The sequence below is a fragment of the Clostridium sp. genome, assembly GCF_050717535.1.
GTDB lineage: Bacteria > Bacillota > Clostridia > Clostridiales > Clostridiaceae > Clostridium_AD.
The window spans coordinates 1-23203 of record NZ_JBOITM010000021.1; the positions used below are offsets into that span (position 1 = coordinate 1).

General features: G+C 30.9%; 23 protein-coding genes. 17 read left to right on the plus strand and 6 right to left on the minus strand.

What is annotated here, in order from left to right; genetic code table 11:
• Positions 1-327: amino acid permease (locus tag ACREVU_RS04105; RefSeq protein WP_431550356.1), on the minus strand; the 327-nt coding region annotated here is incomplete at its 3' end.
• A gap of 301 nt (positions 328-628) precedes the next feature.
• Between ACREVU_RS04105 and ybaK the strand changes: the two genes are divergently transcribed.
• Together ybaK and ACREVU_RS04115 are read left to right on the plus strand one after the other, a co-directional pair.
• Positions 629-1099, plus strand: a complete 471-nt coding sequence (gene ybaK / locus ACREVU_RS04110) for a Cys-tRNA(Pro) deacylase (RefSeq protein WP_431550357.1) — start codon at positions 629-631, stop codon at positions 1097-1099.
• Positions 1100-1397: 298 nt separating this feature from the next.
• Positions 1398-2744 (plus strand): pyridoxal-phosphate dependent enzyme, encoded by a 1347-nt coding sequence (locus ACREVU_RS04115; protein ID WP_431550358.1) that lies wholly within the window; start codon positions 1398-1400, stop codon positions 2742-2744.
• A gap of 99 nt (positions 2745-2843) precedes the next feature.
• Here the strand turns inward: ACREVU_RS04115 and ACREVU_RS04120 are convergent, their stop codons facing one another.
• Together ACREVU_RS04120 and ACREVU_RS04125 are read right to left on the minus strand one after the other, a co-directional pair.
• Positions 2844-3413 (minus strand): sugar O-acetyltransferase, encoded by a 570-nt coding sequence (locus ACREVU_RS04120; protein ID WP_431550359.1) that lies wholly within the window; start codon positions 3411-3413, stop codon positions 2844-2846.
• Between the two features lie 71 nt (positions 3414-3484).
• Entirely contained in the window at positions 3485-3994 is a 510-nt protein-coding gene (locus ACREVU_RS04125; RefSeq protein WP_431550360.1) for a DUF2179 domain-containing protein, read from the minus strand.
• A 268-nt stretch (positions 3995-4262) separates the two neighbouring features.
• On the opposite strand from ACREVU_RS04125, the gene ACREVU_RS04130 reads away from it, so the two are divergent.
• The 8 genes from ACREVU_RS04130 to ACREVU_RS04165 all read left to right on the plus strand — a co-directional run bounded on the left by ACREVU_RS04130 (position 4263) and on the right by ACREVU_RS04165 (position 14266).
• Positions 4263-5699, plus strand: coding sequence for an MFS transporter (locus ACREVU_RS04130; RefSeq protein WP_431550361.1), 1437 nt, complete (start codon positions 4263-4265; stop codon positions 5697-5699).
• 325 nt (positions 5700-6024) lie between these two features.
• Positions 6025-7344 carry an ABC transporter substrate-binding protein gene (locus ACREVU_RS04135; RefSeq protein WP_431550362.1) on the plus strand — a complete coding sequence of 440 codons (1320 nt, stop codon included), beginning with the start codon at positions 6025-6027 and terminating at the stop codon, positions 7342-7344.
• Between the two features lie 103 nt (positions 7345-7447).
• Positions 7448-8332, plus strand: a complete 885-nt coding sequence (locus ACREVU_RS04140; RefSeq protein WP_431550363.1) for a carbohydrate ABC transporter permease — start codon at positions 7448-7450, stop codon at positions 8330-8332.
• Positions 8332-9159 (plus strand): carbohydrate ABC transporter permease, encoded by an 828-nt coding sequence (locus ACREVU_RS04145; RefSeq protein WP_431550364.1) that lies wholly within the window; start codon positions 8332-8334, stop codon positions 9157-9159. Before ACREVU_RS04140 ends, ACREVU_RS04145 begins: the two co-directional genes overlap by 1 nt.
• 21 nt (positions 9160-9180) lie before the next feature.
• On the plus strand, positions 9181-10668 hold the full coding sequence (locus tag ACREVU_RS04150) for a glycoside hydrolase family 32 protein (RefSeq protein WP_431550365.1): 1488 nt from the start codon (positions 9181-9183) through the stop codon (positions 10666-10668).
• A 58-nt stretch (positions 10669-10726) separates the two neighbouring features.
• The gene (locus tag ACREVU_RS04155) at positions 10727-11683 is read left to right on the plus strand and encodes a carbohydrate kinase family protein (RefSeq protein ID WP_431550366.1); all 957 of its coding nucleotides are present in this window, start codon (positions 10727-10729) and stop codon (positions 11681-11683) included.
• Between the two features lie 32 nt (positions 11684-11715).
• Complete coding sequence (gene gtfA, locus ACREVU_RS04160; protein WP_431550367.1) at positions 11716-13185, plus strand: sucrose phosphorylase; 1470 nt, start codon at positions 11716-11718, stop codon at positions 13183-13185.
• A 109-nt stretch (positions 13186-13294) separates the two neighbouring features.
• Positions 13295-14266 (plus strand): LacI family DNA-binding transcriptional regulator, encoded by a 972-nt coding sequence (locus tag ACREVU_RS04165; protein WP_431550368.1) that lies wholly within the window; start codon positions 13295-13297, stop codon positions 14264-14266.
• An 81-nt stretch (positions 14267-14347) separates the two neighbouring features.
• On the opposite strand, the gene ACREVU_RS04170 is transcribed toward ACREVU_RS04165, so the two are convergent.
• Complete coding sequence (locus ACREVU_RS04170) at positions 14348-14503, minus strand: hypothetical protein (RefSeq protein WP_431550369.1); 156 nt, start codon at positions 14501-14503, stop codon at positions 14348-14350.
• Positions 14504-14651: 148 nt separating this feature from the next.
• Here ACREVU_RS04170 and ACREVU_RS04175 point away from each other — a divergent pair, with 148 nt between their 5' ends.
• Both ACREVU_RS04175 and ACREVU_RS04180 read left to right on the plus strand, forming a co-directional pair.
• Entirely contained in the window at positions 14652-14822 is a 171-nt protein-coding gene (locus ACREVU_RS04175) for a hypothetical protein (protein ID WP_431550370.1), read from the plus strand.
• A gap of 174 nt (positions 14823-14996) precedes the next feature.
• A complete protein-coding gene (locus tag ACREVU_RS04180; protein ID WP_431550371.1) occupies positions 14997-15488 on the plus strand; it encodes an NUDIX hydrolase in 492 nt (163 codons plus the stop codon).
• 30 nt (positions 15489-15518) lie between these two features.
• On the opposite strand, the gene ACREVU_RS04185 is transcribed toward ACREVU_RS04180, so the two are convergent.
• A complete protein-coding gene (locus ACREVU_RS04185) occupies positions 15519-16880 on the minus strand; it encodes an MATE family efflux transporter (RefSeq protein ID WP_431550372.1) in 1362 nt (453 codons plus the stop codon).
• Between the two features lie 236 nt (positions 16881-17116).
• Between ACREVU_RS04185 and ACREVU_RS04190 the strand changes: the two genes are divergently transcribed.
• The 3 genes from ACREVU_RS04190 (at position 17117) to ACREVU_RS04200 (ending at position 20572) form a co-directional block, all read left to right on the plus strand.
• On the plus strand, positions 17117-17263 hold the full coding sequence (locus ACREVU_RS04190) for a hypothetical protein (RefSeq protein ID WP_431550373.1): 147 nt from the start codon (positions 17117-17119) through the stop codon (positions 17261-17263).
• 198 nt (positions 17264-17461) lie between these two features.
• A complete protein-coding gene (gene abc-f, locus ACREVU_RS04195) occupies positions 17462-19360 on the plus strand; it encodes a ribosomal protection-like ABC-F family protein (protein ID WP_431550374.1) in 1899 nt (632 codons plus the stop codon).
• An 18-nt stretch (positions 19361-19378) separates the two neighbouring features.
• Positions 19379-20572 (plus strand): MFS transporter, encoded by a 1194-nt coding sequence (locus tag ACREVU_RS04200; RefSeq protein WP_431550375.1) that lies wholly within the window; start codon positions 19379-19381, stop codon positions 20570-20572.
• Between the two features lie 63 nt (positions 20573-20635).
• On the opposite strand, the gene ACREVU_RS04205 is transcribed toward ACREVU_RS04200, so the two are convergent.
• On the minus strand, positions 20636-21082 hold the full coding sequence (locus ACREVU_RS04205; protein ID WP_431550376.1) for a flavodoxin family protein: 447 nt from the start codon (positions 21080-21082) through the stop codon (positions 20636-20638).
• Positions 21083-21279: 197 nt separating this feature from the next.
• On the opposite strand from ACREVU_RS04205, the gene ACREVU_RS04210 reads away from it, so the two are divergent.
• The gene (locus ACREVU_RS04210; protein ID WP_431550377.1) at positions 21280-22506 is read left to right on the plus strand and encodes an aminopeptidase; all 1227 of its coding nucleotides are present in this window, start codon (positions 21280-21282) and stop codon (positions 22504-22506) included.
• 358 nt (positions 22507-22864) lie between these two features.
• Positions 22865-23032: a zinc-ribbon domain-containing protein gene (locus ACREVU_RS04215; RefSeq protein WP_431550378.1), complete on the plus strand. Its 168-nt coding sequence runs from the start codon at positions 22865-22867 to the stop codon at positions 23030-23032.
• Positions 23033-23203: the final 171 nt, after the last annotated feature.

The window sequence follows — 23203 nt, forward strand, 5'->3', positions numbered from 1 at the left end:
AATTCCTGATGCTACATTGACCATCCAAACTACATAAGAAGCATACCACATGAAAGTTGCCATAAAAGCATATTTAGGGCCTACTGATAGTGACATCCATGAGTATATTCCACCTTTTTCCTCCCTGAAAGCTGTACCAAACTCAGCCATCATGAAAGCAAAAGGAATAAAGAATGCGAGACCTGATAAGATATACCATGGAATAGCAGCATACCCCATTATGTAGAATGATCTTGGCATGTTATTAAATCCATAAACTGAAGTAAAAATCATTAAGACTAATGAGATCAATGTTAATTTTTTGGTTTTTTTGATTTTTTCTGACATATATTATTCCCCCTCTAATGTAAACGAATAAATTCATTCACTATTACTATTACTATTATATAGGAACAAACAAAAAATTCAACACATTTTTGAAAATAAGAAAGAATATTATCAGTAAATAGAATATTATAAAAATATAATATCAAAATAAGACTGAAAACATGCATATTTATACAAATTAGATGGACAACCATTCAATATTACACATTGGAGCATACAGTGTAATGCTTAATAAATAGTGTATAAGGTAAGAAAAAAGGATATAATAGAATAAATAGAGACAAAAACTAAGGGGAAAACAATGATAAAAACAAATGCTATGCGAATTTTAGATAAAATGAAGGTTCAATATGATGTAATAACTTACGATGTAAAAGATGACAAGATAGATGGAATATCTGTGGCAAAAAAGATAGGCAAAGATGAAAAATATGTATTTAAAACTATAGTGACTTGTGGAAATTCTCAAAATATTTATGTGTTCCTAATTCCAGTTAGAGAGGAAATAGACTTTAAGAAAGTAGCTATAATAACTAATGAGAAGAGAATAGAAATGTTAGATGTTAATGATCTTCAAAAGTATACAGGATATATTAGAGGAGGTTGCTCACCTATAGGTATGAAGAAACAATATAAAACCTTTATTCATGAAAGTGCACTTTATATAGAAAATATAATTGTAAGTGGTGGGAAAATAGGATTTCAAATAGAAATCAACCCCAATTTACTAAAGAATATTATAGAAGGGGAATTCCAAGATTTAATAAAGTAACCTAACAAATTTTGCCACGTAACGGATATGAAAAAATATCTATACTAAATGACAAAAAATTCTACATATTTGCAGAAGTAGATATGAAATGTTATACTATAAATGAGAGAACATAGTAGAATAGGCATTTAGAGTAGATGAGATTGCCAGTAACAATATATTTTGAACTTATTGTATTGGTGTAAATTATCTTGTTGAAGTTAAAGAATGGTATAAAAATATTATAAAATAATAGGGATTTTTATAGAGCTATTTTGAATTTAATTACAATTAAGTGTTGAAGGAGAGAGTATTAAATATGAGAAAAAGTGGAAGAACACCCTTAATGAGAGCAAAAAAATTAGAGAAGGTATTAGGTATCGGAGAGATATATTTGAAACTTGAAGGAGCTAATCCATCAGGACATAAATATGACCGTATTTCAGAGGTATTAGTAAAAGATGCTATAGCTAAGGGGTTTAAGCAAATTTTAGTTGATGGGTCTGAAAGCTACATAAAATCAGTAATGCTATTTGCAAAATTGAAGGAACTTGAGGTGAAGATTCCCCTTTTCAAGCAAGAAAAATGGAAAATGTCTCGTTTAGATAGTGAAGTTTTGTTAGATTTACGAGATAAAAAAGACACCTTTACTCGGTCACAATTAGGAGACATAGCAGAGAAGGGTAATATGTATTTGACTTGCGAATGGGATTTAAACACCATTATAAGTCATCTCATCTTCGAAGATATGATCAAGGAGTGTTTAGAACGTATGGATTTTAAAGTGGATACCATAACCACTAAATTAGGATTTGGATATACACTTTCAAGCATTTATAGTGGCACAATAAAAAGCTGGGTACATGAAGAATTGAGTGAATTACCTCAATTATTATGTGGTGTTAATTCATCATGGCAAGATGATATAAATGAGTATGTTAGGAAAATGCATATTAGCCAGATTGAAAATAATGGCACTAAAAAGACTGCATTGGGTTTACCAGACAGACCTACAGATATGGTCCAATCCATTATAAAAATTATTGATGAGACTAAAGCTGAAATGATTGACATTGAAGAAGAAGAGCTTAAGCAGGCAGTTACTATTCTTCGTGAAACTGAGGGTGTTATTGTTTCAAGGAAAGAAGCCTATGCAATGGCGGCCTTTACCAAAAAAGTGAAACAAGGACAACTTAAAAATGGAAAGCATTTAATTATTTTAAATGATGGGAGAAGTGAAATTGAAGTATGTGAGATTACAAGTTTTGATGAGAAAAATAAAGCTGATTTACTGGAGATGACACGAACTTGGCTAGCAGCTTATAATGATTCAGTGGGAGAGACAGTGGATGCTATAGAAAAAGCCATGAAAGAAGGGTTTTTGCTAATAGCCAAACGAAATGGAGAAGAACAAGGTATTTGTGTTATTGTCAATATGGGATTTGAAAATTTTATTTCCACTTATCATTTAGCTTATATTGGTGTTAAGCCTGGTAATAAAGGTCGTGGCGTGGCATCAGAACTTATTGGTCGTGCAATTGAATTATCAGATGGCAATTTGTCCCTTCATGTAGATCTTGATAATAAACGTGCGAAAAATCTTTATCGTAAGATGGGATTTGACCATGTATATGACAGAATGATTTATAATCATCCAATGGATTAATTTAAAATAAAAAACTACCGAAATATTTATATTTCGGTAGTTTTTTATTTTAAATTTGTGTTTAATAGTAATGTACTATTAAATATAAAGTTAATTTAGTTATTCACAAAGCTGAAGAGTTAGATACTTAATTATTTTACAAGGGTTTCCAACAGCCACAACATTGGATGGAATATCTTTTGTAACCACACTGCCAGAACCTATTACACTATTATCCCCAATAGTCACACCGGGATTTATTATAGCCCCGCCACCAACCCACACATTATTTCCTATAGTAACAGCTTTTGTGTAATCAGCATTCTTGGGTCTTAACTTAGGGTCAATTAGATGAGTTGCGGTAAATATACTTACATTAGGAGCAAATAATACATCATCTCCAATTGTTACAAGTCCATCATCTAAGACTAAAAAATTAAAATTGGCATAAAAATTTTCCCCTATTTCAATATTAGTACCATAATCACAATGAAAAGGAGGTTCTATTTCAAAATCTTCACCAATTTTACCAATTAATTTTTTTATAATATGTACTCGACCTTCAACTTCCTCTGGGTCTGTATTATTATATAGTTTTGTAAGGTGTCTAGCCTTATTTCTCAAAAGTACTAAACTTTTGTCATAGGCATTATATATTTCACCATTTAACATTTTTTCTTTTTCGCTCATACTATTCAGCTCCTCAATACACTTTTTCATTATAAGTATAGCATAATGATGTGAACATCATATTTTAACTTTTATTTTCTAATGCCATAACCACCATATATAGTTTTAGTATCCATTAATGAGATTACAGCCTTTATTTGAGAATTTTTTATTACTTTTAATATTTCAGATTTTCTTTTTCTTTTAACATGTATTATAAGCATTTTTTTATTTTCTTTTAAACCCTCTGCTTCAATAAGAGTAACTCCTACATTTTCCGCTCTCAATATTTTAGCCAATGTATCGCCATCTTTTTCTGATACTATTGCATTTATGGTCATTAGTCCTAGTGCTATTTTATCTTCTAAAATACATCCGATATAGTTTCCGCAAGCAAATCCTAATGCATATACAACCATTTTAAATGGTTCTTCACTTATTCCAACAAGTACAGTACTAATTACATATAACCATATAAGTACCTCAAAGAAGCCAATAATGGCGCCATAAAATTTTTCTCCTCTAGTTATAAGTACAACTCTAACTGTGGTTAAGGATACTTCAATTATTTTAGCGAAAAAGATAAGGATATAACCAAACATACATAACTCTCCTTCATGAAAATATTAATTTTTGTTTGTTTTCTAATATATAGCATGCTCCATTTAAGAAATTAATACAAGGCTTATTCATGAAAGTTAATACATATTTAATTAATAAGGTATTGAATTTTAAGTTATTTTATATTTGCAGCTTTTGCAATCTTTATCGCATAGTTTTCCTTTGCTAACAATATTAATTGAAATGTGTTAAAGGTTAAGTTATGATAATAAGGATGTCGTTTAATATAATTACAAGGATAGAGGAGATATGAAATTGGAAAATAAGGATAGTAATAAAAACCGGTGGGTAATTTTATTTGTAGTTGTAATGGTAACATTTATGTGTACCTTAGATAGTAGTATTGTAAACGTAGCTTTACCCGTTATGTCTAAAGCTTTAAATGTAACATCTGGTAGTATTCAATTAGTAGTAACAAGTTATTTAATTATAATTTCAGCAACTATATTAGTTTTTGGAAGGCTGGGAGATATACTTGGTAAAACTAAGGTATTTAAGTTCGGGATAGCATTATTTACGCTAGGTTCACTATTTTGTGGAATAACCAGGTCATTTCCAATTTTAGTTTTAGCTAGAGTAATACAGGGAATAGGAGCTGCAGGTACTATGGCAAACAATCAAGGAATTATCACTGAAGTATTTCCAGCAAATGAAAGAGGAAGAGCATTGGGAATTACGGGAACCTTTGTGGCACTTGGATCCTTGGTAGGACCAGCATTAGGCGGATTTATAGTTAGTGCCACTAGTTGGGAATATATATTTTTAATAAATGTACCAATAGGTATAATAACATTATTTTATAGCTTTAAGATACTTCCTAAAGATCATAAATCAGTAAGGGGAAAATTAGATGGTATCGGAGCATTATTATTTATGCTTGCTATAGTTCCATTATTTGCAGCATTGGGGCAAGGACAAAAAATTGGGTTTACAAAGCCAATAATTTTGTTGGGATTTTTAATAGCAATTGTTGCTTTCGTCGCTTTTATTATGGTGGAAAAGAAGCGTGAAAATCCACTTTTACAATTGCAAATTTTTGAAAACAAACTATTTTCATTAAGTATTTTTTGTGGATTTGTTTCTTTTGTTGCCATCTTTTGTTCGATTATAATTCAACCCTTTTATCTTCAGGATGTGATGAAGTTTTCACCGGCATTCACTGGACTCATACTTATGATTTTTCCCTTGATTTTATCTGTAGTAGCGCCAATTAGTGGACATTTATCAGATAAAATAGGTTCTGAAATTCTAACTTTTATAGGGCTTGTGATTACAAGTCTTGGTTTATTATTAATGTCAACATTAAATGAGCAGTCTTCAGTAATAAGCATGATCATTTTTATAGCCGTTATGTCACTCGGAAATGGTTTATTTCAATCACCTAATAATTCATTGGTAATGTCCACAGTTTCAAGGGATAAGCTAGGTATTGCAGGCAGTGTAAATGCGCTTGTAAGAAATTTAGGGATGGTTTGTGGAATAGCTTTAGCTACTACTATTTTATATAACAGGATGAGTTATAAAATTGGGTATCATGTAACTGACTATGTAATAGGACGGAATGATGCATTTATTTATGGTATGAGAACTGTATATATAACTGCAGCAGTTATTTGCATGATAGGAGGGATTTTAACCTTCTTAAGATTAATTAAAACTAAATTAACCAAATCACAAAATTTGTAAAAATTTGATAACTGAATCATGCATACTTGTGATTTCAATCGTGAGCTAAAGGTTCTTTTATTAAATCCATCTCTTATGAATTCAAAGAAATATAGCAAGGTGCTAAGTAAAAATTAGCTCTTTGTTATTTTTTTTGATTGAAAAATCCATCGTAAAAACTCATGAAATATTAGCATAACAAATAAAAATTAATACTTGTTAAATAGTATAAAATATTTTATGTTAACCGCTTGACATATGTCACATTTAGTATTATTATTAAATTACAGAGTAAAGGTTTTCACAATTAAGGTATAATTAAAAAAAATTATATGGAGGGGTAAAAATGAAAAGGAAAAAAATTCTATCACTAATAATAACCATTGCTTTAGCTACAAGTTTATTAGCGGGGTGTGGTACTAAAGCAAAGACTGATGATACTACTAAAGCTGCAGCAACTACGGCTACAGATAAACCAGTTAAGATAACATTTCTTAATACAAAGGGAGAAATTTTGACTCAATTAGAAGCAGCAGCAAAGGCTTTTACAGTAGAAAACCCTAATATAACAATAGAGGTTATTCCAGTAGCAGCAGGAGCTTCACCATTTCAAAAGATATCCACTATGTATGCAGCTGGAAATGCACCTACTTTAGCTATGCTTGATCCAAATGATATTCCAAAAGTTGCGGACAAGTTTGCAGATCTTTCATCAGAAAAATGGGTTAAAGATGCAGCGGCAGGAACATTAGATGCAGGTTCTATAAATGGTAAAGTAATGTCATTTCCACTGGCAATTGAAGGATATGGACTTATATACAATAAAGTAGTAATGGACAAGGCAAAAGTTGACCCAACTACTATTAAAACTACTAAAGATTTAGAAGCGGCATTTGCAAAAGTACAAGCTGCAGGGGTAGCACCTATGGTTCTTTCACCAATGGATTGGTCCTTGGGAGGACATTATCTATCAACATTATATTTAGCTCAATCAAAAGAAGCTGGAGCACCAGAAAAATTTACAGGAGAGTTAAAGGCTGGAAAAGTTGATTTGAATACTAATGCTGTATTTAATGGATTAATGACAACTTTTGATGTTTTAAAAGCTAATAACATTGACAAAAAATCTCCACTGGCTGGTGTATATGAAAAAGGAGCTGAACGTTTAGGTAAAGGTGAAGTAGGTTTCTGGTTTATGGGAAACTGGGCATGGCCAGATATTAAGAAATTTGATACGGCGGAAGGACAATATGGCTTTATACCAGTTCCAATAAGCAACAATGCAACTGACTATGGTAATTCACAAATATATGCTGGATCATCTAAATATATAGGGGTTGACACAAAAAATAACGACGCAGATCAACAAGCAGCAGGAAAAAAATTCTTAGACTGGTTAGTATATAGCGATGCAGGGCAAGATGCACTAGTTAATAAATGCAGTTTAGTTCCTGCCTTCTCAAATATTAAATTAGAAATAAAAGATCCACTTGGAAAATCAATAAAACAATATTTAACTGATAAGAACACTATACCAACTATTACAACATTACCAGGAGATCACTGGGCACAAGTTGGAGCTTCAATGCAAAAATATCTTGATGGCAAAAGTGACAAAAAAGCTTTAGCTACTGAGATTCAAAATTACTGGAAAAATGCTAAATAATTAAATAATTAACTCTAAAACATAATAACGGATAGGCGTATTTCGCGTATCCGTTATTAAATATAAAAATCAATTTAATATTCTTATAAGAGGAGTGGGGAGAATGGAAAATGAAAATAGTTTTTGGGGAAAATTTAAAACTTTTAGCATATATGCAGGGCCCAGTACATTTGCATTTTTAACAGTTATGATTATACCATTTATATATGGTATTTATTTAACTTTTACAAGTTGGGATGGTTTGTCAGATATTCAAAAATTTGTTGGCAATGAAAATTATATAGCAGTATTTAAAGATACAGTATTTTGGACTTCGCTGTGGCTTACAGTTAAGTATGTAGCAGTAACTGTTATCATTACAAATGTAATGGCATTTTTACTGGCATATGTACTAACAACTGGAATGAAAGGTCAAAACATCTATAGAGCAGGATTCTTTACACCTAATCTTATAGGAGGAATTATCCTTGGATTTATATGGAAATTTGTATTTTCAAATATATTGGTATACATTGGAACTAATTTTGATCTGCCATTTTTTTCGAGCTCTTGGCTTGCGGATCCTAAAAAAGCCTTTTGGACTTTAGTTATTGTTACGGTTTGGCAGTATTCGGGGTATATGATGATTATATATGTAGCAGGGTTTATGAATGTTCCTAAAGATATATTAGAAGCAGCCAGCATAGATGGAGCAAGTGGGTTTAAAAAAATGAAAAGTATAATACTTCCAATGATGGTTCCATCTTTTACTGTATGCCTATTTTTAAGTATACAAAAGGGATTTATGGCTTATGATGTAAATCTTGCGCTTACTGGGGGAGGACCATATCATACTACTGAATTAATATCAATGCACGTTTATAACAAAGCATTTTTATCGCAACAATATGGTACTGGGCAAGCAGAAGCACTTATCTTATTTATAATTGTTGCAACCATAACATTAATTCAAGTGAATATAACTAAGAAGATGGAGGTAGAAGCATAATGAAAAAACAAAAATTAATAGCTAGTATAATAAAAACTATAGTTATATGTGGTTTGTTATTTTTGTATGTAGTGCCATTTATATTTGTTATAGTAAATTCATTTAAAGATAGTAAGGATGTAATTGCTAATCCATTAGCATTACCAGCCAGTTTTAGTTTTGATAATTATATTGAAGCTTTTAAACTTATGAACTACTCGAATGCATTTATGAATACCCTTATAATAACCATTGTTAGTGTTTCTATAATAATAATTTTTTCCTCCATGACTGCTTATATAATGGTAAGAAAAAAATGGAAGATAACCAAATACTTATTTTTCATAATGGTTATATCTATGATAATACCATTCCAAGCTATAATGATACCACTTGTGAAAATTTATGGATCTATAGGAATGCTAAATAGCAAATGGGCACTTATGTACATGTATTTAGGGTTTGGAGTTTCACTAGCTGTATTTATGTACCATGGATTTATGAAAAGCATACCAATGGAACTAGAAGAAGCGGCTATGATAGATGGTGCTACAAGATTTCAAACTTTCTGGAAAATTGTATTTCCTCTTTTGAAGCCTACAACTATGACTATTATAACACTTGATGTGCTATGGATATGGAATGACTTCTTATTGCCTTCACTAGTACTTGTAAGCTCAGATGAGAGAACCTTACAATTATCAACTTACTATTTCAGTGGTACTTATAGTGTGAATTACGGTTTATCAATGGCAGGTTTAATGTTATCAGTGCTTCCTGTATTAATAATTTACGTATTTATGCAAAAGAGCATTATAGGTGGAGTATTACAAGGTTCTATAAAATAACTTCAGATTGGGGCATTTAAAATGACAATAGATAAGATAAAAGCAGCAAATGAGTTTATTCAAAAGAATAAAAATAAGATAAATAGCGAATATAGATTAAACTATCACTTAATGGGAGAGTATGGCTGGATAAATGACCCTAATGGATTTATTCAGTTTAATGGGAGCTATCATGTGTTTTTTCAATATTATCCTTATGAAGCAATTTGGGGTCCTATGCATTGGGGACATGCAGTTAGTGAAGATTTAGTTAAATGGAGATATCTTCCTATAGCTTTAGCACCAGATAGTGAGTTTGATAAAGATGGATGTTTTTCAGGATCAGCCATTGAAGTGGATGGAAAACTTAAACTTATATACACAGGACATATTTATACTGATGAAAATAAAACTAGCAGTTATAGACAAGTTCAATGTTTAGCAAATTCAGAGGATGGCATAAACTTCACAAAGTTTTCCTTGAATCCAATAATAGATACTGATGAAGTTCCAAAGGTTATAAGTAAAGAAGATTTACGTGACCCAAAGGTTTTTAAAAAAGATGGAATCTATTATATGATTTTAGGTACTGTTGATAATAAAAAAAATGTTGATAATTTTAAAAATGGTGCAATGGCTATTTATAAATCATTGGATTTGATCCATTGGGATTTTTTAAATATTTTAGCTAGTAGTCATGGAAATATGGGCATATGTTGGGAGTGCCCAGACTTGTTTAACTTAGCCGGGAAGGATGTATTGGTTGTATCACCTCAGTATATGAAACCTCAGGGAAATGATTATCATAATTTGCATTCCACAATCTATATGATAGGCAATTTACAAATTAATGTAGGTACATTCAAATTCAAGGAATATTATCCTATAGATTATGGCTTTGATTTTTATGCACCACAAACAATTATTGATGATAAGGGAAGAAGGATATTAATAGCTTGGATGGATATGTGGGAAAGTAAAATGCCTACTCAAGATAGAGGAGATAATTGGGCCGGAGCTATGACATTGCCTAGAGAAGTGATACTTTATGAAGATAGATTAATTTTTAGACCAATCCAGGAAATTACAAGGTATAGAAAGAATGAATATAAAATTGAGAATGTAAAGTTAATTGGTGAAGAGTTATTGGACATAACAGGGGACAGTTATGAGATTGTAGTAATTTTTGAGGCACAAAATTCTAGTGAGTTTGGAATAAAGTTACGTGTTAATGAAACACAAGAAACTGTATTATCCTATAATGCTATGAAGAAGATATTTAGTTTTAATCGTGATAAATCAGGTATTGGACCTAAGGGAATAAGAAAGACTGAGTTAGTCCTTAAAGATAATACCTTAAAATTACAAATATTTGTTGATAAGTGTTCAGTTGAGGTATTTATTAATGATGGAGAAAAGACAATGACAGGCAGAATATATCCAGGGGACGATGCTGTCTATATAAAATTATTTTCAAAGGATGAAATTAACATAGTGTCCCTAAATAAGTGGGATTTTAAGATGCTGTAAATTAAACAAAAATTAAGACATTGGGTACTACAAAAATAAGATAAGTCGGAGGAGAATTATGTTTGGATTTAATGACAAAATTAATTTTCAAGATAAAAATATAGATATTCTAACCATAGGGGAACTTCTTGTAGATATGATATCAGCAGACTATGGTGATAACTTTGAAAGTTCAACCTACAATAGATATTTTGGTGGATCTCCTTCCAATATTGCTATAAATACAAAGAGGTTAGGCATAAATTCATTAGTCGCATCCTGTGTAGGAAATGATGGTCTTGGAAAGTTTTTAATTAATAGTCTTAAGGGTGTAGGAATTGATACTAGGTGTGTTGATATTACGCAAAATTCAACTAGTATGGTTTTAATTACTAAAAGTAAGTCTACTCCTATTCCTATATTTTATAGGGATGCAGATTATCATTTGCTCTACAACCAAGTATTAGATTCTGCACTTATAAACTGTAAAATCATGCATTTTTCTTGTTGGCCAATATCAAAAGAGCCATCTAGAAGCACCATTCAGCGGTGTATTGAGCAAGCGAGAAATAATGGTGCACTAGTTTGTTTTGACCCTAATTATCACTCAATGTTGTGGGATGGAAATGAAGATGGTATAGAATATGTGAAATCAATTATAGGGAAAGTTGATATTGTTAAACCCTCAGAAGATGATGCTGAGAGAATTTTTGGAAAAGATTCTAATGAAAATCAAGTTAAAAAATTCTTGAATCTTGGTGCAAAGCTTGTAATTATGACATTGGGGGTGGAAGGGGCAATAGTATCAAACGGGGTTGAAAGTATCGTCATGGGAACTTTAGCCAACGAAGTGGTAGATACAACTGGAGCTGGAGATGCCTTCTGGTCAGGGTTTTATGCAGCTATAGTAAAAGGTTATACAATAAAAGAAGCATTAAAATTAGGATTTGCAGTAAGTGCATATAAACTAAGGTATACAGGTGCAGTAGTAAATTTACCTATTCTTGAAGAAATAAAAAAAAGTTATGGATTATAGAAATATTTACAATTTTAAAGGAGGGATTCTATATGGCAGTAAAAAATAAAGTTCAGCTTATCACTTATCCAGACTCATTAGGAGGAGATTTAAAAGAACTTAACAATGTGCTTTTAAAGTATTTTCCTAATGTGTTTGAAGGCGGAATTCATATTCTGCCACCATTCCCATCCTCTGGGGATAGGGGATTCGCTCCGCTGACTTATTTGGAAATAGAACCTAAGTTTGGCTGCTGGGAGGATATTAAGGCTATAGGACAACACTCCGATGTTCTGGTGGATTTGATGGTAAACCATATTTCTAGACAGTCTATTTATTTTCAGGACTTTCTAAGGAAAGGGAGAAAATCAGAGTATGCTGATTTATTTATTACATTGGATAAAATTTGGAAGGATGGAAAACCGGTAGAGGATGATATTAAAAAAATGTTCCGTAGAAGGAAAGTACCTTATTCAACTTTTACAATAGAAGAAACGGGTGATGTGGAAAAGGTATGGACAACCTTTGGAAAATCAGATCAATCTGAGCAGATTGATTTAGATGTAAAATCAAAAAAGGTAAGACAACTATTAACGGAATTTTTTCTTAATTTCAGCAAAAATAATGTCAAAATGGTTAGATTAGATGCAGTTGGATATATTATTAAAAAGATTGGAACAAGCTCCTTTTTTGTAGAACCGGAAATATATGAGTTCCTTCACTGGATTTGGGAAATGGCAAATTCTCTGGAAATTGAGCTACTCCCTGAGGTTCATGCTCACTATGCAACTCAATACAAGCTTTCAAGCAAGGGCTTTTGGATATATGATTTTATATTGCCATATACTATTCTAGAAACACTTTTTAATAAATCTAGCGCAAAGCTTAGAGGTTATCTTAAGGTTCGCCCAGAGAAGCAATTTACAATGCTTGACTGCCATGATGGTATTCCTATAAAACCAGATATGGATGACCTTATAGATACAAGTGAAGCTAGAAAAGTAGTGGATGTTTGCATTGAAAGAGGCGCAAATTTAAGCCTTATTTTATCAGAAGAACATAAGTCTCAGGATGGATTTGATGTTCATCAAATCAGAGGCACATACTACTCACTTCTCAATTGTGATGATGATGCATATTTGGCAGCTAGAGCTATTCAGTTTTTTGCCCCAGGGATACCTCAAGTATATTATGTAGGACTTTTAGCGGGTGAAAATGATGTTGAAAGTGTAGACAAGAGTGGTGAAGGACGTGAAATTAATCGTCACAATTTCAGTCTTTTGGAAATTGAGAAATCTCTTGAAAAAAAAGTTGTGCAAAGACTAGTTAAACTGATAAGATTTAGAAATGAATATGATGCCTTCCAGGGAATATTTAAGGTTCTGGATTCAGCTGATGATGAAATTTATCTTATATGGGAAAATGAAGATAAGTATTGTAGATTATTTATAAATCTTGAAACCAATAAATCACTAATTGATTATGTGGATGATAATGGGAAAAAGGTTCAATACATAATATAAATGTTATGCTTTTTAAGCCTATGTTGAATACTTATATATTTATATGTTATCCTAAGATATAGAAAATATCATAATTAGGTTTAAAAATTATTTTGCAGAGGGTGTTTGCATGGCAACAATAAAGGACGTGGCTAAAGTATCAGGGGTTACCGTTACTACAGTATCAAGGGTATTAAATAACAGAGGTTATATAAGTGAGATCACAAGGAAAAAGGTTTATGATGCTATGGCGAAGCTGAACTATCAGCCTAATGAATTAGCAAGATCATTATTTAGAAAAAAATCAAATTTCATAGGGCTTATTATTCCTAATGTAGCCCATCCTTTTTTTGCTGAGCTTACAAGTTTTATAGAGTATTATGCTTATAAACAGGGTTATAAGATTTTGCTATGTAATTCATATCAAGATTCAGTAAAAGAAAGAGAATATGTGGAAATGCTAATGAGAAATCAAGTGGATGGAATAATTATGGGAAGCCATACCTTAGAAACTTCAGATTATCTAGTTCCTACGCTTCCAATAGTAGCAATTGATAGAAATCTGGCACATGATATACCTTATGTTACATCAGATAATTATAATGGTGGAGTACTGGCTACGAATCTTTTAATAGATAAGGGGTGCAAAAAACTAGTTCATATTAGTGGACCATTAGAGCTAAATACTCCAGCCAATAATCGTTATAAAGCTTTTATGGATGTAGTTAAAAAAAGAAATGTAGAGTACGTTATAATACAAGAAAAATTAGATATATTTGAAAGTTATGAAAAACTAGCCTATAAGTTGTTTGTAAAACAACCGGATATAGATGGAGTTTTTGCTAGTAGTGATATGATAGCAGCTTCTATAATTCATGTAGCAAACGAAATGGGAAAAGTAATTCCCAGGGACTTGAAAATAATAGGCTATGATGATATAAGTATTGCTCATCTGATTGTTCCACCATTAACCACAATAAAACAACCAATTGAACAAATGGCAGAACTAACAGTTAAAATATTAATAGATCAAATAGAACATGTGGAAGTAAAGTTAGAAAATATTTTGCCTATAAGCCTTGTAGAAAGAAAGTCTGTATAAATTAATTTTTAAATGAAATTAAAAAGTATAGCCCCAAAATATATTAATATATTTTGGGGCTATTAAAATGCAGTGATTACATCACTTATCTTCATAATATTGTGGTTCATTACATATACGACATTTTGGTAATGCATTAGTTTTATCATCCAGTACTAGTTTGTCTTCACAAATTGTGCAAGTATAAGTATCATCATCATCTTCTATTTCTAAGGGGTGGTTATTTTTGCGTAACACAAATAGGCCTCCTTTCACTCTTGCTTTGCCAATTATATTATAAGGATATTTTAACACAATATCAATATATTAACAATGAATTATTAGTTAACATAAATTTATGGAATAAGCCATATGATTTAATGATAGTGTAATTAATATAAATATAGTGGTTTATTATGGACTATGGAGGTTAATAGCAGGATGGGACAAATTTTCTATTCCTCTACCTTTTAATAGAATAGAACTACACGTTTATGATCCTCTACTGGTAAACAGGAAGGACTTAGAAAATGAAGCTATAGCTCTAAGAAAGCAAGTTTTGGGAATAATGAAATAAGTGCCACCCACATGGCAAGTGGCATCCTTTAAGCATAAGAATGCCAAATGACATAAGCAGAGCTAATAAGCTTTGCTTATAATTTTAGTTAAATAAACTTTATTAAATGCTTGAGTACATAATAACAAAAGGGTATAATTCAAAAGTAACAGTAGATGAAAAGGGGTAGATATTATGGAGCTATGGGATATTTATGATAAAAACAGACAAAAGACTGGACGGACACATGAGCGTGGAAGGGATATGCTAACGGGCGATTATCATCTTGTGATTCATGTTTGGATAATTAATGACAAGGGTGAATTTTTAATTCAAAAGAGGCAGCCATGGAAAGAAGGATATCCAGATATGTGGGATTGTTCTGTTGCTGGATCTGCTATATTAGGAGATACTAGTGAAAAAGCAGCTATTCGTGAAACCAAGGAAGAATTAGGTATAGATTTGGATATGAGCAAAAGCGAGCTTTTATTTACAGTTGAATTTTCTCGTGGTTTTGATGATATTTGGCTTGTTAGACAAAATGTAGATATAAATGATATAAAGCTTCAATATGAAGAAGTCGCCGATGCAAAGTGGGTAGTTGCGAGCGAAATCAGAGAATTAATATTAAAGGGTGAGTTTATAGCACATGATTATATAGAAAAGATTTTTGAAATAGCAAAATAGGAAGGTCTAGCTTGTCGTAGTTATGATAAGCTAGACCTTTGATTTATTATTCAAATTTCTCTTATAATATATAAAAAATGATATGCTAGTTAAAATTACAGCTGTAATATCGGCAATTGGTTCTGCTAATAAGACAGCGAATAATTTATCTTCAAAGAAATTTGGAAGAATAAATATAAGAGGTATTAGCAAGACTATCTTTCTTAACAATGCCAGAATCAATGAAATTTTAGCTTGTCCTAAGGCTAAAAAACATCGCTGACAAGCTATTTGAGCACCAAATATAAATGTACCTACAAAATAAATTCTAATGCACCAAACGGTAATGGTGATAAATTCTGGGGTATTGTTAAATATAGAAACAATATTTTCAGGAAATAACATTAAAATACTTGTCATGACTAGGCTGTAAGTTAAGCAACAGGTTATTAAAAGTTTAATTGTAGTTTTTACTCTATCTAGGTTTTTAGCTCCGTAATTATAACTTATTATAGGTTGTGCACCTTGAGTTAATCCTGTTAATGGTAGAAAAATAATTTGCATTATACTGGCCATTATGGTCATAGCTCCTACAGCTAAATCTCCGCTATAAGCTTGAAGTTTTGTATTTAAAGAAATTAAAACTAAGCTTTCAGTGGATTGCATAATGAATGGCGAAATACCTAAACTAACAATAGAAATTATTATTTTGAATTTTGGCATTAAAAATTCCTTGCGTATTTTTAAAATGGTTTTTTTACCGAATAAAAATTTTAAAACAAATAGTGCAGAAACCATTTGAGCAATTATTGTTGCTAAAGCAGCTCCCTGTACCCCTATGTTAAAAGTGAAAATAAGTATAGGATCAAGAACTATATTTATTGCAGCACCAATCATTACAGTGAACATACTTATTTTTGTAAAACCTTGTGTATTTAAAAAAGCATTCATGCCTAAAGCTATCTGAACAAAAACTGTTCCAATTAGGTATATGGTTATGTAATCTTGTGCATATCCAATAGTTTGATCGCTTGCTCCAAATGCAAAAAGAATTGGATTCTTAAAAATTAAAAATACTAGAGTTAAAATTAAGCCTATAATAATAAGCATAGAAAAGCTATTACTTAGTATTTTCTCAGCTTCCTTATTTTTCTTTTCACCCATCTTTATAGCTGCAATGGGTGCACCTCCCATACCAATTAAAGCACTAAAAGCTGATATAATAAGAATTATAGGAAAGGATATACCAACTCCAGCCATGGCAATTTCGCCACTTGGAAGCTTACCTATAAATATTCTATCCACGATATTATATAAAACATTCACTAATTGAGCTATAATGCATGGTAAAGCAAGTCTGAATAATAGTTTGCCTATTTTGCTATTTTCAAAATCTGAAGTAATTGAATTCATAAAAAATCTCCTTAATTATAAGTGTTCTAACAACACTATTATATATCAAGGATTTAATAAGTTCCACCCCAGCGGCAAGTGGCATGTTTTAAAACGTAAAATTGATTTATAAATCATAAAACATAAATCATAAAATTCAATACTTAAATAAAAATAGAAAATTCCAATATTGATATTATACAAAATTTATGGTAATATTAAATTAATTAAGTTCTAATATTACGGAGGTGAAACTGATGGCTAAGTTCTTTTTAGAAAATACAACTTTAGATAGACTACCAATGGCATTATCTGGAATTACACATAATGAATTTCATTTTGCGGGAGAGGTCTGTCCAAAATTGAATAGAACACTAAAAAGAAGTGAGTTATCTTTACCTTAAATACATTATAATTATGTTATTTTAAAGCCTAGGTGAGGACTCTCTTGCCTGGGCTTTTTTTACTTCGATTGTATAATGAATCAGTTTGACTGGTTTAGATTAAAATCAAAATATAAGAACTCCGGCAGGTTTCTATGCTGGGGTTTTATTATTTTAAATGATAAAATGGAGATTAAAAATATATAGGAGGAATTAGCAATGATAGAACTTGCATTAAAGGGAATAGAAAAATATTTTGGAGGTAATAGAATTTTTGACGATATTACTTTTGAAATTCAAAATAATGAAAGAGTTGGTTTAATAGGAAAAAATGGTTGTGGTAAAACCACAGTCTTCAAAATTATTGCTGGTATAGAAAACCAAGATAAAGGTACCATATCCATAAGAAAAAATGCAACCGTAGGATATCTACATCAAATACCAGATTATCCGGAGTCTTTTAAAGTAATAGATGTTTTAAAGACTGCTTTTAAACAGCAATATGAAATAAATAGGGAACTTAAAATAATAGAAAAGAAGATGGCTAATTTAAAAGGAAGTGAATTAGAATATACATTAAGAAAATATGGCGAAGTTAATGACCTCTATGAAGCAAAAGGCGGTTATGAAATAGAAGAAAAGATGAGTAAGGTTTGCACCGGACTAAAGTTTAATGAAGAATTTACAAATAGGGATTTTATAAGTCTTAGTGGTGGTGAAAAAACTATTGTGATATTAGGTAAAATTCTACTTGAGAATCCAGACATACTTCTCCTTGACGAGCCTTCAAATCATTTAGATGTAGTGTCAATAGAATGGCTTGAAACTTATCTTAAAGGATATAAAGGTACAGTAATAGTTATTTCACATGATAGATATTTTTTAGATAGAGTTGTAACTAAAATAGTGGAAATAGAGGATGGGGAAACTTCACTTTATGATGGTAATTATTCTTATTATGTAAAAGAAAAGCAAAGAAGAGTTTTTGAACAATTTGAGGCATTTAAAGACCAACAAAAGAAAATAAAGGCTATGGAAAAAGCAATAAAGCAGTTAAGGATATGGGCTATTCAAGCTGACAATGAAAAATTCTTTAAAAGAGCAGCAAGTATGCAAAAGAGATTAGATAAAGTAGAAAGAGTTGATAAGCCATTAATAAATCAACCCAAAATTCAATTAGATTTTGCGGACACTGATAGGTCGGGCAAGGATGTAATAAGTATTAAAGGCTTATGTAAAAGCTTTGATCAAAAGGAAATATTAGAGGATTTAAATTTAGACATAAGATATGGTGAGTGTACAGCTTTAATTGGTGAAAATGGGAGTGGCAAATCAACTATTATAAAGACACTTTTAGGTGAGGTAGAGGCAGATTTAGGCGAGGTTAAGCTCGGATCTAATACCAAAATAGGATATCTTCCTCAAAATATAACCTTTAATAATGAAGAGTTAACGATACTTGAAGCTTTTAGAGAGGACATGATTATTTTAGAGGGGCCAGCTAGAGGAATTTTGGCTAAATTTTTATTCTATGGTGAACATGTTTTTAAAAAGGTTAAAAATCTTTCAGGTGGAGAAAAAAGTAGACTTAAGCTTTGTATGCTAATTCAAAATGATATAAATCTTTTGATACTTGATGAGCCTACAAATCATTTGGATATAGATTCAAGGGAAAATCTTGAGGAAGCACTATTGGAGTTTAGTGGGACTATATTATTTATATCCCATGATAGATTTTTCATAAATAAATTGGCAGAGAGAATATGCGAAATAGAAGACAAGAAGATAATAGATTACCCAGGAAATTATGAATATTACAAGGAAAAGAAAAATGAATTTAAGAAAAACAAAATTCAAACTCCAAATTTTGAAAAAGAGAAAAAGCCAAGAAATAAAGAAAACATTCAAAAACAAACAAGTAATAACAAACTAAGAGAGGAAAAAAACTTAGAAAGTGAAATACAAGAGCTTGAAACAAAACTTAAAGATATAGATATTGAAATGATTAGCAATGGTAGTGAATATGAGAAATTGTTAGAGCTAACCAAAGAAAAACAAAAAATCCAAGATGAATTGGACTCGATTATTGAAAAATGGATGGATATAGAAAATTCTTAATAATTGGGGGAAAATATAATGGAGTACAAAAATGAACTGAGAAAAAATATATCTAAAAATTATCTGTTTACATTTTTAAAGGACTTTGACCTTACACATGGAATCTGGATGATTTATTTAGCGTCTAAAGGATTATCATTAACGGAGCTGGGACTGGTGGAGGCAATTTTCCATATAACTTCATTTTTAATGGAAATACCTACTGGAGCAGTGGCTGATATATGGGGGAGAAAAGTTAGTAGAATATGTGGAAGAATAGCTAAGTTAATAGCAGCATTCATATTAATATATTCAAACAACTTTATTGGATTTGCAATAGGATTTGTAGTCACCGCATTGTCTTATAATTTAGAATCGGGAGCAGGCGAAGCATTAGTATATGATTCTTTAAAAGAAACTGGGGAAGAAAAAAAATATATGAAGATATCTGGTGTTAATGAAATGATAATGCAAGGGGCTCAAACATGTGGGTTAGTACTTGGTGGATTTTTGTCGGATTATAGTTATACCTATGCCTACGTGGTAACTGTAGTAGTTACTACTTTGTCCATAATTCAAGCACTGTCTTTTAAGGAACCAGATATTAAAATGGAAATTGAAGAAAAAAGATTTATAGCATTTAAAAATCAAGTAGCTGAAAGCTTTAAGATTATAGCTAGTAATAAAAAGCTAGGATTTTTAATTGTGTTTTCACAGGCTATTTTTATGTTTAATACAAGTATATTCTTTTATTTTCAGAACTATTTACTTTCTAAGGGAATTTCAAAAGGAAATATAGGTATAATATTAGCAATAGCAGCTTTGGTGGCAGCTATAACAGCATCTAAGGCATATAAAATTGAGGAAAAAGTAGGAGAACGTGTAATAATATTATTACTTCCTCTAATAATTTCTATATGTATATGGGGAGTGGCTTTAAGTAGGTATTATTACGTTTTTTTTATATTAATAAACAGTATTGAGTCTATTATTTTTATAGCTGTTAGTGATTATACGAATAAATTAATACCTTCAAACAAAAGAGCCACAATACTTTCCATGGGTAGCATGATATTTAGTTTGTACATGATGGTAATATTTCCTCTTATAGGAAAACTAGGAGATAAATATTCATTGCAGTTTTCATTTGAGATTTTAGCATTAATAGCAACTATTTTGGCTATTATAAATATTATTGTTTTTGGAAGAAATAGAAAAGCGCAGCAAAAATAATTAGGTTAAAAAAGCTACCGAGTAATTTCGGTAGCTTTTACATTGCCCTAAAATAAATAAAAATTATTTTAATGCCTGAATGATCTCTTCAACACGCTTATCCTCATCATTTAAATTTTCTATAATTCCAAAACCAGCTTTTAACTTTCCAGATTTGCTTTCATATTTAGTTAAGGCATTTTCTATATTGCTACCCTTGCAGGTTAGGACTAGATTCACCTTACTAATTGGTACTTGTTTTAGAAACTCTCTAACTGAGGGAGCCGGTACTCCTGCCCAAAGAGGTGATACAACAATATATTCATCCACTTGTTTATAATCGCCATTTACTTTAATATTTACACTTTTACTTACGGATGCATAATACCCGCCTTTTAAATACCCGAAAATTCCATTCCAATTTTTATCATCAGTTATTTCAATAGGTTTTAGACCTAAGCCATTAGCTATTTTTGTTGCTACTCTTTTACTGTTACCAGTTCTTGAAAAAAATAAAACCATTTTATTCATGTTATAAAACTCCCTTTTATATATATAATTATACTTTATATAAATAATACCCTATTAATACTATTTCTTCAATTGATTTTTCGCAATATTATGTGAAAATTTATGGTATAATTTTCTTAGGTCATATGAATAAGGTATCAAAAATAAGGTTAATTTAACATATATCATATATTTAAATGTAGGAAGGGAGTTTTATTGTGAATAATGAATTATTAGAAAAATATGCTCTATTACTGGTAAAAACAGGAATAAATATTCAAAAGAATCAAATACTTGTAGTCAATGCGCCTATTGAGTGCGCAAATTTTGTTAGAATTGTATCAAAAATTGCATATATTGAAGGAGCTAGAGATGTAGTTGTAAACTGGAGGGATGAGTTATCATCAAAGATTAAATTTATGCATGCTCCAGAAGAGGTTTTTGAAGAATATCCTGATTGGCAGAGAGATTTTTATTTATCAAATGTACAAAAAGAGGCCGCTTTTTTAAATATTTCGGCATCAGATCCTGAGCTTATGAAGGATGTTAATCCTGAAAGAATGGCAAAATCACATAAAGCAGCTAGTAATGCAATAAAAGAGTATAGAGATAGGCTTATGAGTAATAGAAATGTTTGGTGTGTTGCATCAATTCCAACTACAGCATGGGCAAAAAAAGTTTTTCCAGAATTATCAGAGGATGAAGCAGTGGAGAAACTTTGGAATGCTATATTTAAAACAGTAAGGGTTGATACAGAAAATCCAGTTGCTTCATGGGAAACTCACAAAAGTAATTTAAAGAAAAGCATGGACTTTTTAAATAAAAATAACTTTAAGTATTTGAAATATAAAAATTCATTGGGTACTGATCTATTGATTGAACTTCCTGAAAATCATTTATGGCTTGGCGGATCAGAATATACCCCTGAAGGTATAGAGTTTATAGCAAATATGCCTACTGAAGAGGTATTTACACTTCCCAGTAAAACTGGAGTTAACGGGATAGTAGTGTGTTCAAAGCCTTTAAATTATAATGGAAATTTAATTGATAAATTCTCATTTACTTTTAAAGATGGGAAAATTGTGGATTTTAAAGCTGAAAAGGGATACGATATTTTAAAGAGTATTATTGAAACTGATGAAGGATCACATTATCTTGGTGAAGTAGCATTAGTGCCATATGATTCACCAATATCAAATTCAAATATATTATTTTACAATACACTTTTTGATGAAAATGCTTCTTGCCATTTAGCTATTGGAAAAGCATATCCAGTGAGTATAAAAAATGGTGAAAATCTAAGTGAGGAGGAACTTGTAAAATCAGGAGTTAATGATTCTACAGTGCATGAGGATTTTATGGTGGGCACAGAAGATTTGCAAGTAATTGGTATTACAGCAGATGGAAAAGAAATACCTGTATTTAAGGATGGAAATTTCGCTTAGTCTCTTTATAGAAATAGACTATATATTATAATGTTAACAAGCAACGGTTAGATTATAAAAATTAATAATGTGAAACATCTTAATTTCTTTTAAATGATAGAAATTAGGGTGTTTTTATTTTTAAATTTGTACCATGTATTTATAAAGCTATTTGGTAATAAAATATATTAGATATAGCAACAAAAAGGTTAAAAAATATTGTACAAACATTCATAATATGTTAAAATAAGTATATAATAGTAATAAATAATTACTATTTATAAGAATCTAATCTGATGAACAACATATCCTCTTTTCTTAGGAAGTTATTGTTAATCAAATTTAGATCTTAATTTCCAAATATGAGGGGGAGTTTAAAATGGCTGACAAAAACCTAATTTGTAAAGATTGTGGTAAAGAATTTGTGTTCACTGAGGGTGAACAAGCTTTCTACAAAGAAAAAGGATTCGAAAATGAACCACAAAGATGTGCTGATTGCAGAAGAGCAAGAAAACAACAAAATAATAAACCATCTTTCAAAAGATAGTTTAGATAAGTAAATTACACCCTATAAGAATCCATCTTATAGGGCTTTTTTATTGTGCGCCCGGCATGGGCGCAATCTAATGGGTGAAAGTCCCTAGCACGGGTTAATAGTGCCAAGTGCATAGCTTAAGACAAGGGTGTCCATCGCGAGACGGAATCTGAAGGAAGTCGG